This is a genomic window from Methylobacterium sp. JK268 (assembly GCF_054052225.1).
Map to the genome: position 1 here is coordinate 1 of NZ_JBSVZN010000015.1, position 13,055 is coordinate 13,055.

Here is a 13,055-nt window from a genome sequence, read left to right on the forward strand (position 1 = left end):
GGCCGCCGTCGCCACCGCCATCCAGGCCAGCGGCGCCGGCACGGCGATCTTCGACCGCACGGTCGGGCTGACCACGCCCGAGGCCATCACCGCCTTCCAGGCCACCACCGGCGACGTCCACGCCAGCTCGGTGTCGAGCGCCTACGAGACCGCCTTCTTCGTGCGCGAGGCGATCCTCGACCGCCTGCGCTGGGGCGGCTCGGGCCTGCGCGACTACGGCAGCCTGCCGGCCACCTACACGGCCGACCTGCCCGGCCGCGCGGCGCCGGTGGCGCCGGTGCCGGTGCGGGTGCTCGACCCGCAGGTCTTCGCGCTCTGGGGCCAGGGCTTCGGCGCCTTCGGTGACGCCCGCACCGACGGCAACGCGGTCAGCATCAATCGCGACACGGCGGGCTTCGTGCTCGGCGCGGACGTGCGGCTGGAGAACGGCATCAAGATCGGCGTGGCCGGCGGCTACGCGTCGACCAACCTCGACACGCCCGGCCGGGTGCAGTCGGGCACGATCGAGAGCGGCTACGGCGGCGTCTACGGCGGCTACGAGGCGGGTCCCTTCGCGCTGCGGCTGGGCGCGGTCTACGCGGGCGACAGCCTGCGCACGCGCCGCGCGGTGATCTTCCCGGGCGTGGCCGAGACCGAGACCGCCCGCTACGGCGGTTCGACGATCCAGGGCTTCGGCGAGATCGGCTACAAGTTCGTGTTCGGCGGCGCCCCGGCGCTGGTGAGCAAGGACCCGGTCGCGCCGGCGCCGGCGGCCCTGTCCTACATCGAGCCCTTCGTGGGCGGGGCCTATGTGGGCATCGACCGGGACCGGTTCGCGGAGACGGGTGGGCTCGCGGCGCTGCGGGGCGCGTCGCGGACGTCGGAGATCCCGACGCTGACGGCGGGCGTGCGGGCGCAGACCAGCTTCGACCTGGGCCTGGGCGCTCCGGTGGCGCTGCACGGGCTGCTGGGCTACCGGCGGGCGTTCGGGGACGTGGTGCCGACGGCGCTGCTGGCCTTCTCGACGGGCCCGAGCTTCATCACGGCGGGGATCCCGATCTCGCGGGACGCTCTGGTGGCGGAGGCGGGTCTGGACCTGCAGATCTCGGCGCGGGCGACGCTGGGGATCGCCTATACGGGCCAGGTCGGGTCGCGGGCCGAGGACCACGCGGTCAAGGGCAGCTTCACCTACCGCTTCTGAGACCCGATCGTCTCACATCAAGCCGCACGCGCCCGCCCGGGCGCGTGCGGTTCTCTTTTTGTGGTCGCGCCTCCGCTTGATGACAGACTCCCCTTTTCCGGACGACTGTAGCGTCAGCGGAAGGAGATCCGGAAACCAGCACGAGAATCTGCCGCGAAGCGGCTCCGGGCTTCCCGAACCGTTGATGAAAGCAGCCGCTTCGCGGAGTCTTGCGCTGGTTTCCGGGTCGCATTCCGCTGACGCTGCATGCGCCCGGAAAAGGGGGAAGGCGGTTGATATGACGTCGCGAGCCAGCTGACCGCCCGACGCGCGGGCTGTCCCTCGGAGCCGCACTCAGACCCGCAGCACCTGCCGGATCTCCGCGGCGGTGGCGGGCCGCCCGCCGGCCCGGGCCACCCCCTCGACGGCCGCCTCCACCAGTCCGAGGTTGGTGGCGTCGGTGCCCAGCGGCGCGTCCTCCAGCCCGACCCGGACGTGGCCGCCCCGCGCCACCGCCGCCGGGAGGAGGGGGAGGATGTCCACGCCGAGCCCGGCCACCATCCAGGGGCTGCCCGGCGCCGTCGCGTCGAGGAGCCGCAGGTAGGCGTCGAGGGCGTAGGCCGCCGGCGGGAAGCCGAAGGTGAACTGCTCCGAGAACATGAAGCGGTAGACGGGCGGCGGGCAGCCCGGCACCGCCCGCGCCAGGGCGGCGCCGAGTCGCAGGAAGCCCGGCTCGTAGATCGCGTAGCTCGGGACGGCGCGGAACTGCGCCGCCAGGGCGAGGCCGCGCAGGATGTGGTCGCCCGGGTTGAGGTAGACCGAGCCGGGCTCGGCGCGGGCCGCCTCCTCGCGGGTCTCCAGGTGGGTCGAGCCGGGATCCACCACGCCCCATTCGAGGAGCCCGCGCGCGCCCAGCGCCTCCACCGCCGCGTAGCGCGCCTCCAGCGCGCCCGGCCGGAAGGCCTCCGCCGACTGCACGAAGGGCAGCGTCGGATAGACGATCACGTCCTCCTGCGCCCGGATCCCCTCGATGATCGCCGCGTAGGTGTCGGGGTCGTCGTTCTGGCGGCCGGTCGCCGGATCGTAGGCGTGGACGTGGATGATCGCCGCCCCGGCCCGCGCGCAGGCGACCCCCTCCCGGACCACCTCCGCGACGGTGAGGGGCATTCCGGGCTGGCGCGCCCGCGTCCAGGGCCCGTTCAGGGCCGCCTCGATCCAGACCGGCATGGCGTTCTCCCTCCCGCGACGCGGATTGTTCCGCGCGCCGCCCCATTCTACGGGAGAAGCGGCGGGCGTGGACACCGCGCTGCTGAGACACGGGCGCGGGCGTCTGTCCGATGGACCATGAAGCCCGCTCTCGGTCTTTGAATTTGCCGCATTTCCTGGGCTGAACCGGGAACCAATTCAGCGGGACAGGCTCCAGGGAGGACGGGCATGCAGACGATCGGACAGGACCGCTACCCGGAGATCCGCGACGCGGTGCGCGCCCTCTGCGCCGAGTTCCCGCCCGAGTACCACCGCCGGGTCGACGAGGCCCGCGGCTACCCGGAGGCGTTCGTCGACGCCCTGACACGGGCCGGCTGGATGGCGGCGCTGATTCCCGAGGAATACGGCGGCTCCGGCCTCGGGCTCGCGGAAGCCTCGGTGATCATGGAGGAGATCAACCGCCAGGGCGGCAATTCCGGCGCCTGCCACGGCCAGATGTACAACATGAACACGCTGGTGCGGCACGGCTCCGAGGAGCAGCGGCGGCGCTACCTGCCGCGGATCGCCGCCGGCGAGCTGCGCCTGCAATCGATGGGCGTGACCGAGCCCACCACCGGCACCGACACCACCCGCATCAAGACGACGGCGATCCGCAAGGGCGACCGCTACGTCATCAACGGCCAGAAAGTGTGGATCTCGCGCATCCAGCACTCCGACCTGATGATCCTGCTCGCCCGCACCACCCCGCTCGACCAGGTTCGCAAGAAGTCCGAGGGGCTCTCGATCTTCCTCGTCGACCTGCACGAGGCGCAGCGCAAGGGCATGAGCATCCGGCCCATCCTCAACATGGTCAACCACGAGACCAACGAGCTGTTCTTCGACGACCTGGAGATCCCGGCCGAGAACCTGATCGGCGAGGAGGGGCAGGGCTTCAAGTACATCCTCACCGGGCTCAACGCCGAGCGGGTGCTGATCGCCGCGGAATGCATCGGGGACGGCTACTGGTTCGTCGACAAGGTGACGGCCTACACGAAGGAGCGTGTGGTGTTCGGGCGGCCGATCGGCCAGAACCAGGGCGTGCAGTTCCCGATCGCCGAGAGCTTCATCGAGGTCGAGGCGGCGAACCTGATGCGCTACGAGGCCTGCCGGCTCTACGACGAGGGCCAGCCCTGCGGGGCGCAGGCGAACATGGCCAAGTACCTCGCCGCCAAGGCGTCCTGGGAGGCGGCCAACGCCTGCATCCAGTTCCACGGCGGCTTCGGCTTCGCCTGCGAGTACGACGTCGAGCGCAAGTTCCGCGAGACGCGGCTCTACCAGGTGGCGCCGATCTCCACGAACCTGATCCTGTCCTACGTGGCCGAGCACGTTCTCGGCCTGCCGCGGTCGTTCTGACGGTCCCGGCGTGACGCCGCTCGTCCTCCTGCCGGGCCTCCTCAACGACGCGGACCTGTTCCGCGACCAGGTCGAGGCCCTCGGCGACGTGGCCGCGCCTGTCGTCGGCGACATCACGCGGGGCGAGACGATCGAGGCGCTGGCCGAGGACGTCCTCGCGGCGGCGCCCCCCGCCTTCGCGCTGGCCGGCTTCTCGCTCGGCGGCTACGTGGCGCAGGAGATCCTCCGCCGGGCGCCCGACCGCGTCACGCGGCTCGCGCTCCTCGACACCTCGATCCGGCCGGACGCGCCCGACCGGGCGGCGAGCCGGGAGGCCCTGGGGCGGGCGGCGCGGGCGCCCGGCCGCTTCCACGGCTTCGGCGACCGCCTGCTCGCGACCTACGTCGCTCCGGCGCATCGCGGGGATCCGGCCATCGCCGGGCGCATCCGCGCCATGACCGAGCGCCTCGGTCCCGCGGTCTTCCTGCGGCAGAACGGGATCGCACGGAAGGACGGCCGCGACGTGCTGCGGGCGCTCGCCTGCCCGCTCCTCGTCCTGTGCGGCGAGAGCGACGCGGTGACGCCGCCCGCCGAGCACCGGGAGATGGCCGCCCTGGTGCCGGGATCGCGCCTGGTCGTGGTGCCCGAGAGCGGCCACATGACGCCGATCGAGCAGCCCGAGGCGGTGTCGCGGGCCCTGCGTGACTGGCTCCTCGCCTGAGCGGCCCTGCGCGCATTGTCCGACGCAGTGGATACCGGTCCGTCGCAGAAAATGCGTGAAACATCAGAAACCTAGAGCAGTGTCCGAGTGCAGCGTGACCGGACACTGCTCTAGCCGCCCGCCGGTTCCTCATCCTCGGTGAGCCGCGTCAGCTGCCGGGCGAGGCCCTCCACCTGGTCGCGGGTGGCGCGGACCTTCAGCACCGTCCCGTCGTCGGTCTCGATGACCAGCCGGTAGCCGGAGCCGATCTCGGCCGCCAGCACGCGGACCAGCGTCTTCACCTCGGCATCGGCCATTCCCAAGAACCTCGATCAGGATCCGCGAGCAGGAGAGCGCATCATGCCTCGCCCGCGCCGCGGCGCGAAGCCCGTCCCGCCGCGAACGATCCCGTCGCGGCCGGCCGCGGCGCGCGAGAACGCCCTTCCCGAAAGTCGTCGAAATATGAAATCGCGATCCATCGACAGACGTGACGGTGCATGTCACGTTGATCCCGCAGCGTCATGCTCTGATGCGCAGTCGATCATCAGTCTTTCCTCATTTCGCGATGCACGGCGGAGGTCGTCATCGCGCGTGTGTCGATCTCGGGAGAATCCCATCATGAGCGCCGTGCTCCATACCTTGCAGTCCTCGTCGGCCTCTGGCCTCGACATCCGCCGCGTCGCCGGCCGCATCGGCGCGGAGATCCGCGGTGTGGCGCTCTCGGGCGACCTGGAGGCCGAGACGCTCGCGGCGATCCGGCAGGCGCTGCTGGCCCACAAGGTGGTGTTCTTCCGCGACCAGAGCCTCGACGAGGCCGGCCAGGAGGCGTTCGGGCGGTTGCTCGGCGACCTCGTGCCCCACCCGACCGTGCCCTCGCTCGCCGGCACCGCGGGCATCCTCGACATCGACGGCAGCCGGGGCGAGCGGGCGAGTTCCTGGCACACGGACGTGACCTTCGTGCCGGACTACCCGGCCATCTCGATCCTGCGCGCCGTGACCCTGCCGGCCTTCGGCGGCGACACGCTCTGGGCCAACACGGCGGCCGCCTACGCGGAACTGCCGGAGCCCCTGCGCGCCCTCGCCGACCGGCTCTGGGCGCTGCACACGAACCTCTACGACTATGTCGGCGGGCGGGTGAGCGTATCCGAGGAGGGACGGCGCCGGTACGACGAGGTCTTCACGCGGACCGTCTACGAGACCGAGCATCCCCTGGTGCACGTCCACCCGGAGACCGGCGAGCGCTCGCTGATCGTCGGGCACTTCATCCAGCGCCTCCTCGGCCTGACGACCTCGGATTCGCAGCACCTCCTGGCGATCTTCCACGATCACGCGACGCGGCCCGAGAACACGGTGCGCTGGTCCTGGCGGGAGGGCGACGTGGCGATCTGGGACAACCGGGCGACGGTGCACCGGGCCGTGGACGATTACGGCGACGAGCCCCGCGTGGTGCGCCGGGTGACGCTCCGCGGCGTCCCGCCGGTGAGCGTCGACGGGACCCGCAGCCGCGCCCGGGAGATTTCCCGCCGGGCGGCCTGACGCCCGGGCGGGCGGTTAGGAGTTTCGAGACGGGCGAGGGGCTAGGCTCGCGGAGGCCCCCGCAAGCGCAGGAGACCCGATGTCCGAGGCGCCCGCCCGGCCCCGCGACCCCGACCTGACGATCACGCCCGAGACCCGGCCGGCGCCGCGCCCGCGCGCCGCCGCCCCGCGGGTGCGGCGCCCGGTCGTGGCGCCGCCGCCGCCGTCCTTCTCCGCGCGGCTCCCGCGCCTGCGGGTCGACGCGCTGCTGCGCCACCCGGCCCGCCTGGCGGGCGCGATGCTCGCCCTCGCCGCCAGCGTCGCCGTCGCGGTCAACGCCCTGAGCCTGCAGACCGGGCGCCATCCCGCCCCGCTCTTCGCCAAGGCCGCCCCCGAGCCCCGCCCGGCCAAGGTTGCGAAGCCCGCCGAGCCGCCCCGCGACGCCATCGGCGAGATCCTGAAGGGAGACATGCAGGCCACCGCCTCGGTCGGACCCCGCGAGGGCGCGGCGCGGCCTCCCTCGCCCAGCCAGAAGACCCTCGCCTCCCTGCCGCCGCCGCGCCCGAAGCCGGAGGCCGCCATGCCGGCCCCGGAGGCGCCGCGCCCCTCGGTGAAGAAGGCGGAGGCCGCGCCGGCCGCGGGCGGCCCCAAGCCGGACCCGCAGATCGCCTTCGCCCAGAAGGCGCTGGTCAAACTCGGCTACGGTCCCCTCGCCGTGGACGGCTACGCCGGCCCCGCCACCCGCGCCGCAATCGCCCGGTTCGAGCGCGAGCGCCGCCTGCCCGGCACGCCGGACGTCGCCTCCCGCACCCTCAAGGAACTCGCGAGCCGCTCGGGCCTGAAGCCGGAGTGAGGCGCAGCCGCGGGGCTGTGCACGGCCGCAGCCGCATTGTAGCAGGGGCTTCCTCCCGGGAGGCCCGTCGATGGCACGCCTTCGCTCCGATTTCTGGGTCGCCGCCCATCTGCGCCGCTGCGGGGTGGAGGGCGTGAGCGCCGTCCAGCGGCGGCGCGGCGCGCCGGAGGCCGGGGCGATCTTCGTGAAGGTCGACCGCCTCGACGGCCGCGCCGACCTCTACGGCCCCGCGCCCCAGGCCCTGTTCGAGGCGGAGGATGACGGCGTGCGCCGCTTCGAGCCGCTCCTGCGCGAGGCGCTGCCGCCCGACGTCGAGACCCGCCTCGTCAAGGAGATGCGCTTCGACCCGGACTTGTGGATCGTCGAGATCGACGACCCTCAGGGGCGGCATTTCCTCGACCTCGTGGAGAGCTAGAGGATGTTACGGCACTCAGCCAGGTGCGGCCCACCGTCAGCAGAGACAGGGAGCAGGGCCTCTGCCGCCAGGACCGCCGGCCGGACGCCGATGGGTATCCGCCGAAGCGTCGCGGTCGCCCCCGACGTCGGTCGTCGCGTTCACGCGCTCGGCGTTCCGACCGCGGGTGGCGGCGTTCGATCGTCCGCCGTCAACGGGCACCGGAGCTGAAGCAGCCAGGGCGCGAAGCCCAGCGCCTCGTAGAGCGCGAGGGCGGGCCGGTTGAAGCCGAAGACCGGCACCTCGATCGCCGTGGCACGGGACGAACACGCCCAGTCCTTGACCGCACTCACCAGCGCGCGCCCGAGGCCCCGTCCGCGGCACCCCGGCAGGACGGCAATTTCCGTGAGGATCACCACGCGTTGCGACCGGTAGGCGAGGCTCTGGGGCGCCTCGCGCAGGACAGCCCGGGCATAGCCCGCAACCTCTCCCGAGACGTCCGCCACCTGGACGCGCTCGGCCACCTGGAAAGGTGGGGGCGGCGGCTCGGTCGCGCCCGTGATCTCGTCGGCGGTGCGGAAGCGCTCCGGGCATGCCGCGTGGTGGTGGTCCCAGAGGAGCCAGGCCAGGCGCCGCAGGGCGGCCTCGTCCTTGGCCTCGGCCTCGCGGATCAAGGGCAGCATCTCGGCCTCCGAGCTCAGTTCGTGCCGAGCTTAACGCGGGCACCCCCCCGCGCCGAGGCGGGACTTGCGGCCGAGGGATGGCAGCGTGGACTGGCCCGGTGCTTAACCGCCGCGCCTCGGCGGCCTGATGCGATGTCCGGTCAGTTGCCTCGCAAGGCGGAAGCCGGCTTCGCTCGGGGGCCGTGCGGGCTGGTGAGACGATGTCGGGACGGCACGTCCGGAGACGGTCTCACTGCGTCCGCCGCGTCCGCTCTGGCAGCACCGGGCGCAGAGCCGGCGCGGCGGGGCGCAGTATCGGCGAGGACGGGCCGTGATGGGGCCGGTGCTGCTCGGGCCCGGCGACGCGCTCGGCCGGCTCCGTGCCGAGGATCGCGGCGAGCAGGTCGCGGGCGGTGGCCGGGAGCGTCGTCCGGAACACCTCCGTCAGCGCGAAGACCGCCTCGACCGAGCGGCCGAGGACGGGGTCGAGCCGCAGGAACAGGAACACCGCCTCCTCCTCGCCGAGCCCGGCCGCCCGCAGGGCCAGGGCCAGGAGATCGTGGCGGCCGGGCGCGGCGAAATTCCAGGCCGTCGGTCCGAACCCGAGGGCGTCGGCGATCTCGGCCTCGGCGCGGCCGCGCTCGCCGCGCAATGCGAGGGTCTTGAGGGCCTCGCCCAGGCCCCGCGGGGCCGGCCGGGAGAGCGGCCGCAGGGCGGCCCGGGAGGCCACCGATTCACGGATCGCGCGCCGGCGCGGAGGCTCCGCGGCGAGATAGAGGGGGGCGAGATCGGCCGGCGGGAGGTCGTCCCGGGCGACGAGCCGCGCGGCGAGGTCGGGCCGCCCGCGGGCGCGCCCGACGAGGCGCTCAAGTGCCGGGCCATCGAGCCGCGCGGCCGGGTTGCCGGCCAGCGCGAGATCCACCGCGGGATCGTCCCTCAGGGTGAGGTCGTCGATCACCGCCCGGCTGAGGTCGCCGCGGCCCGCGATGACCGCGTCGAGGGCCGGACCGTTGCCGGCGGCGTCGAGCAGGGCGGCGGACAGGACGGGGCTGAGCCGCAGGACCGCGTCGCGGGCCTCGCCCCCGTGCGCGGCGAGGAGCTGCAGCACGCTCTCGGGCGTGTCGGGCAGCGGCGCCAGCTTCTGGGCCACCAGCGCGGCCGTCGCCGCGTCCACCCCCGGGATCAGCCCGCAGGCGAGCGCCTCGAAGGCCCGGATGGTGCCCGGATCGCGCGCGGGCGCCGTGCGGAACAGGTCGGATTGGACCCGGAGCAGCACGGGCTTCATGTCGAGCCGGCGGTGCTGCGCCAGTTCGAGGAGGCCGGAGAGGTCCGGCAGGGCGTCGACGGCGGGGCGTGACATCGGCGGTTCGGTTACGCAGAACGAAGATCCGGAGACTACGAGCGACCCTGTAAAGCGACGCTTAAGCCTGTCGCGAGGGCGGAGGGCGGGTCCTGGGGAAAGCGGGGATGCGCGCCGGCCACGGTCACCGACGGTTTACGGCCGGGCCCGGCGGGCCGCTCGCCGGCAACGATCCGTTAACCACGCCGTGGTCTCTGATCACCGGTCAGCGCGCCGCCGTCCCGCACGGCGGATCTCGGAGGGTCCTCGATCCGGAGGGGGAGATGAGCGGTTCGGAGCAACGCGTCACGGCGACGATCGTCCCGTTCAGGGCTCACGCCCGGCCCGTGGATCGGCCGGATTCCGCCGACCCACGCCGCGGCACCGTCCTTCTTTTCACCGGGGTGCGCTATGAACGCCTGCCCGATCCGGCTCCGCTGGAATCTCCGCCGCCCGGCCGCACGCCGCCCAGGGGCGACCTCCGCAAGCGCGGCTGAGTCCCGGATGCGGATGCCCGGCCTGCTGCGTCGGCCCTTCCTGCTCGCGGCGCTGCCGCTCGTCGCCTCCTGCGTGCAGCAGGGCGATCTCGGCCGCCCGGCGCCCACCGCGTGGAACAGCCTCGTCGATGCCGCCGGCGCTCTGGCGGCGCGGGGACGTGACGAGCCCATCTCGCCCTTCCCCTACACGGACGACGAGCGGTCGCTGCGCGACCGCGCGTGGCGCTACTTGATGCCGGCGCGGGAGCGGGCCGATCTCGACACCCTGCTCGCCAACCTCGCCCGCTCGCGGCTGGTCCCGCCGGACGGGCCGTCCGCCGAGCCCGCCGCCTATTTCGAGGCGCTGGCGGTCGGGGAGGCCCGCTCGCCGGTCTCGCGCTACCGCCGCCTCTCCGACGACGCGGTGGCGGACGGCCGCCTGATCCCGGCCTTCGCGGAGGATGCCGCGCGGGTGATGCGGGCCGACCTCACGCGCCTGCGCGGCTTGCCCTTCATCCGCACCCTCGACGACGAGGACGTGCGCAGCGCCGCCCTGCGCGTCGCCGAGAACCGCTGCCTCGTCGCATGGGTGCGGCGCGAGGCCCGTCTGCGCGAGGCGGGCTACCGCTTCGCCCTGGAGCATCTCCTGCTCACGGTGCCGGGCGAGGAGGCGGTCGGGGCCGAGCGCAGCCTCGCCTTCCTGAATGCGCGCCGCAGGCTCCTCGATCCGCTGCTCCCGGTCGACGCGGAGGCCCGCTGCGGCCTCGCGCCGGCCGCGGGCGAGCCGCCACGCGATGCCATCGTCGCGAAGGGCTGATCGGCCTTTCTCCGATCAAACCGGAGGGCGGACCAGCAAACGCCCCCGCGGCGGATCTGCGCTTCGCCCCGCGCTTCTCGGCGCACGTCGACCTCGAACGCGCTCGCAAGGCATTGTCGTTGCTGTGAGATGTGAAGCGCTCCGCTTCGGAGATGATGGCGCGGGGAAACCCTCTCCCCAGTGGGAGAGGAGCAGGGTCGATCGAAGATCGCGTAGGTTGGCTCGGCTTCAGAATTGAACTCCGAAGGTCGAGCTGGCAGCGGCACGGTTGCGTCTTCTTGCTGAAGCGTCCGTCCCTTACGCCTATCCTTCTCCCACTCGGAACAGGGGATCCCGCCCCAATCCTGATGTCCCATCGGGAGCGGTGGAATGTCTTTGCCACAGAACAGGACCCGCGGGCGTCCGCAAGGGACGAGGGGGCGGTGACGAACTGATACCAATGGCCCGCCGCGTCAACATCCCGGACCGTCGGTGTAAGACGGGATCGTCGGGCTCCCGCCCGACCGTCACGCCGCCCGCTCACCAGGATCGACAGCTCGTCGTGAGCCTGTGACGGCTGCGCCGATCGGCACATCCGTGCGAGACGGAGTGTTCAGCTGTGGTATTCGTCCTGGAATGACGTAACATAAAATGCTAGATCTTTACAACACCTCGGACATTTGCACGTTTCGAATGGCTGCGTCGCACTGCCCGACATCTCCAACGAACGGGCGCGCGAGTATCAGTCTGCACACAACTACGGAACGCGACGCCATCCTGTTCCGATCTCACGCTTATAAATGACAATTCATGTTTATCTGCAGCCATGGAAGTGCATGTTGTGGTGCCCTGGCGACTCGACGATGCACGGTGAGTGACCCGTATGAAGCGCGTATAAAAACTGTATACACGTCAGTAAAAATATAATCTGCCGTTTTTTGCATATTTGACGATTTTTAACCCAAGTTTTTGAAATGATTTCAGCGCCGAATTGACCTGCTTCGTTCCTTTGTCAAATTCAGGCCGGATTAAATGCCCTATGGGAAGTTGCCTTTCGCAACGTGAGGCAGGCACGGGCAGCGAGAGGGATGCGCGAGTGCATCGAGGAATGAGGACGTCGTTAGGGGGCGCCAGGCAACGCTGGATCTCGGACGCCAGGGCGAACGTGGCCGTGACCTTCGCCTTCGTCATCACGATGCTGTGCTCCGGCATCGGCCTCGCGGTCAATTACGCGTCGTGGCGGATGCAGGCGGGGACCCTGCAGCAGGCGGTCGACGGCGCGGCCCTGGCGGTCGTCTCCGACATGCAGGTCTCCACCCCGACCTACGATCGCATGCTGGCGGTGGCGCTCGGACAGGCGCGCGCCCTGGTCCCGCCGGAGATGCGCGACCGGACCGTCGGCGACACGGCCTGGCTCACCATCCAGCCCCTCTATCGGCCGAAAGGCGGCGATGCCCTCGTGCCGGCCTGGAGCGGGGACAACGCCGCCCCGACCGCCGTGCGGGTCGCCATCAGCCAGGAGAAGCGCTCCCTGTTGAGCGGGATCTTCGGGGCGGGCAGCGGCCACATCGGCGTCGAGGCGACGGCCGAGACGGTCGGAACGATCAAGATCTGCGTCCTCGCCCTCGACCCGTCGGGCAGCAGCACCCTCCGGATGACCGACCGCGCCCGGATCGACGCGGATGGCTGCTCGATCTACGGCCTGTCGAACAGCGGGTCAGCCCTCCGCGCGGACGGCAACGCGCAGATCAGCGCGCTGAAGACCTGCGTGGTCGGCGGCTACGCGGGGTCGAGCTGGAACTACCGCCCAACTCCCGTCACGGGCTGCCCGCCGATCAAGGACCCACTCGCGGAGCGCGCGCGGCCGGCGGTAGGACCCTGCAACAGCAATGACCGCCCGACAGTGATCAGAGAGACGAAGAAGATGCTCCAGCCGGGCACCTATTGCGGCGGGCTGATCATCGCGGCCGGCTCCGAGGTGACGCTCGCTCCCGGCACTTATATTATCAAGGACGGCCCGCTGATCGTCGGCTCCGAAGAGATCAAGAGCGATAATCTTAAACAGAGAATTGCGTGCGTGTGCTACTTATCTCCGACACTTCTGTCTGATTATATGAAAAATATCTGCAATATTCTGAGGGATAAATACATTTCTCCGGGGTCTCTCACCGGAACGGATGTCTCGTTCTATTTCACAGGATCGATCGACAAGGAGGAGGATGGCGGAATTTATCCGGCCCAGCTGATGCCGCACTCGTCGGTGTCGCTCTACGCGCCGCGCACAGGACCCATGGCGGGCCTGCTGTTCGCCGAGGACCGCGACCTGCCGGGGGATCGGAAGTTCCTCGTCCTGAGCGACGATGCGCGCCGGCTCGTCGGGACGATCTACCTGCCGTCCTCTACCTTCATGGTAAAGACGAACCAGGTGGTGGCCGACCTGTCCGAGTACACGGCGATCGTGGCGAACCGGCTCGACCTGTCCTCCGCGCCGCGCCTCGTGATCAACGCCGATTACGGCGCCACCACGGTCCCGGTGCCCCGCGGCATCGGACCCAACAGCGCCATCCCGACGCTCACGCACTGA

The 13,055-nt window shown here is 71.3% G+C and carries 14 protein-coding genes; 9 read left to right on the top strand and 5 right to left on the bottom strand.

Annotated elements, in window-relative coordinates:
* A partial coding sequence (locus ACW9J6_RS17515; protein ID WP_457117774.1) for an autotransporter outer membrane beta-barrel domain-containing protein occupies positions 1 to 1,180 on the top strand: 1,180 nt, incomplete at its 5' end.
* Between the two features lie 333 nt (positions 1,181 to 1,513).
* Here ACW9J6_RS17515 and ACW9J6_RS17520 read toward each other — a convergent pair.
* Positions 1,514 to 2,386 (bottom strand): 3-keto-5-aminohexanoate cleavage protein, encoded by an 873-nt coding sequence (locus ACW9J6_RS17520; RefSeq protein ID WP_457117775.1) that lies wholly within the window; start codon positions 2,384 to 2,386, stop codon positions 1,514 to 1,516.
* A gap of 207 nt (positions 2,387 to 2,593) precedes the next feature.
* Here ACW9J6_RS17520 and ACW9J6_RS17525 point away from each other — a divergent pair, with 207 nt between their 5' ends.
* Together ACW9J6_RS17525 and ACW9J6_RS17530 are read left to right on the top strand one after the other, a co-directional pair.
* Positions 2,594 to 3,757 (top strand): acyl-CoA dehydrogenase family protein, encoded by a 1,164-nt coding sequence (locus ACW9J6_RS17525; protein WP_457117776.1) that lies wholly within the window; start codon positions 2,594 to 2,596, stop codon positions 3,755 to 3,757.
* A gap of 10 nt (positions 3,758 to 3,767) precedes the next feature.
* On the top strand, positions 3,768 to 4,457 hold the full coding sequence (locus tag ACW9J6_RS17530) for an alpha/beta fold hydrolase (protein ID WP_457117777.1): 690 nt from the start codon (positions 3,768 to 3,770) through the stop codon (positions 4,455 to 4,457).
* Positions 4,458 to 4,567: 110 nt separating this feature from the next.
* On the opposite strand, the gene ACW9J6_RS17535 is transcribed toward ACW9J6_RS17530, so the two are convergent.
* Positions 4,568 to 4,753: a hypothetical protein gene (locus ACW9J6_RS17535; RefSeq protein ID WP_457117778.1), complete on the bottom strand. Its 186-nt coding sequence runs from the start codon at positions 4,751 to 4,753 to the stop codon at positions 4,568 to 4,570.
* A 301-nt stretch (positions 4,754 to 5,054) separates the two neighbouring features.
* On the opposite strand from ACW9J6_RS17535, the gene ACW9J6_RS17540 reads away from it, so the two are divergent.
* The 3 genes from ACW9J6_RS17540 to ACW9J6_RS17550 all read left to right on the top strand — a co-directional run bounded on the left by ACW9J6_RS17540 (position 5,055) and on the right by ACW9J6_RS17550 (position 7,219).
* Entirely contained in the window at positions 5,055 to 5,972 is a 918-nt protein-coding gene (locus tag ACW9J6_RS17540; protein ID WP_457117779.1) for a TauD/TfdA dioxygenase family protein, read from the top strand.
* A 79-nt stretch (positions 5,973 to 6,051) separates the two neighbouring features.
* Positions 6,052 to 6,804 (top strand): peptidoglycan-binding domain-containing protein, encoded by a 753-nt coding sequence (locus tag ACW9J6_RS17545; RefSeq protein WP_457117780.1) that lies wholly within the window; start codon positions 6,052 to 6,054, stop codon positions 6,802 to 6,804.
* Between the two features lie 70 nt (positions 6,805 to 6,874).
* Positions 6,875 to 7,219 (top strand): DUF1491 family protein, encoded by a 345-nt coding sequence (locus ACW9J6_RS17550; RefSeq protein WP_457117781.1) that lies wholly within the window; start codon positions 6,875 to 6,877, stop codon positions 7,217 to 7,219.
* 140 nt (positions 7,220 to 7,359) lie between these two features.
* Here the strand turns inward: ACW9J6_RS17550 and ACW9J6_RS17555 are convergent, their stop codons facing one another.
* Positions 7,360 to 7,881 (bottom strand): N-acetyltransferase family protein, encoded by a 522-nt coding sequence (locus ACW9J6_RS17555; RefSeq protein WP_457117782.1) that lies wholly within the window; start codon positions 7,879 to 7,881, stop codon positions 7,360 to 7,362.
* 229 nt (positions 7,882 to 8,110) lie between these two features.
* Positions 8,111 to 9,220 (bottom strand): DUF2336 domain-containing protein, encoded by a 1,110-nt coding sequence (locus ACW9J6_RS17560; protein WP_457117783.1) that lies wholly within the window; start codon positions 9,218 to 9,220, stop codon positions 8,111 to 8,113.
* 107 nt (positions 9,221 to 9,327) lie between these two features.
* On the opposite strand from ACW9J6_RS17560, the gene ACW9J6_RS17565 reads away from it, so the two are divergent.
* Complete coding sequence (locus ACW9J6_RS17565) at positions 9,328 to 9,696, top strand: hypothetical protein (protein WP_457117784.1); 369 nt, start codon at positions 9,328 to 9,330, stop codon at positions 9,694 to 9,696.
* A gap of 7 nt (positions 9,697 to 9,703) precedes the next feature.
* Positions 9,704 to 10,492 (top strand): hypothetical protein, encoded by a 789-nt coding sequence (locus ACW9J6_RS17570; protein ID WP_457117785.1) that lies wholly within the window; start codon positions 9,704 to 9,706, stop codon positions 10,490 to 10,492.
* Positions 10,493 to 11,383: 891 nt separating this feature from the next.
* Here ACW9J6_RS17570 and ACW9J6_RS17575 read toward each other — a convergent pair.
* Entirely contained in the window at positions 11,384 to 11,662 is a 279-nt protein-coding gene (locus ACW9J6_RS17575) for a hypothetical protein (RefSeq protein ID WP_457117786.1), read from the bottom strand.
* Between ACW9J6_RS17575 and ACW9J6_RS17580 the strand changes: the two genes are divergently transcribed.
* A complete protein-coding gene (locus ACW9J6_RS17580; RefSeq protein ID WP_457117787.1) occupies positions 11,643 to 13,055 on the top strand; it encodes a TadE/TadG family type IV pilus assembly protein in 1,413 nt (470 codons plus the stop codon). The two genes, ACW9J6_RS17575 and ACW9J6_RS17580, sit on opposite strands and share 20 nt — an antisense overlap.

Coding starts and splice junctions, on each gene's coding strand:
- ACW9J6_RS17520 (WP_457117775.1), bottom strand. CDS start 2,386: ATGCCGGTCTGGATCGAGGCGGCCCTGAACGGGCCCTGGACGCGGGCG.
- ACW9J6_RS17525 (WP_457117776.1), top strand. CDS start 2,594: ATGCAGACGATCGGACAGGACCGCTACCCGGAGATCCGCGACGCGGTG.
- ACW9J6_RS17535 (WP_457117778.1), bottom strand. CDS start 4,753: ATGGCCGATGCCGAGGTGAAGACGCTGGTCCGCGTGCTGGCGGCCGAG.
- ACW9J6_RS17540 (WP_457117779.1), top strand. CDS start 5,055: ATGAGCGCCGTGCTCCATACCTTGCAGTCCTCGTCGGCCTCTGGCCTC.
- ACW9J6_RS17545 (WP_457117780.1), top strand. CDS start 6,052: ATGTCCGAGGCGCCCGCCCGGCCCCGCGACCCCGACCTGACGATCACG.
- ACW9J6_RS17550 (WP_457117781.1), top strand. CDS start 6,875: ATGGCACGCCTTCGCTCCGATTTCTGGGTCGCCGCCCATCTGCGCCGC.
- ACW9J6_RS17555 (WP_457117782.1), bottom strand. CDS start 7,881: ATGCTGCCCTTGATCCGCGAGGCCGAGGCCAAGGACGAGGCCGCCCTG.
- ACW9J6_RS17560 (WP_457117783.1), bottom strand. CDS start 9,220: ATGTCACGCCCCGCCGTCGACGCCCTGCCGGACCTCTCCGGCCTCCTC.
- ACW9J6_RS17565 (WP_457117784.1), top strand. CDS start 9,328: ATGCGCGCCGGCCACGGTCACCGACGGTTTACGGCCGGGCCCGGCGGG.
- ACW9J6_RS17570 (WP_457117785.1), top strand. CDS start 9,704: ATGCGGATGCCCGGCCTGCTGCGTCGGCCCTTCCTGCTCGCGGCGCTG.
- ACW9J6_RS17575 (WP_457117786.1), bottom strand. CDS start 11,662: ATGACGAAGGCGAAGGTCACGGCCACGTTCGCCCTGGCGTCCGAGATC.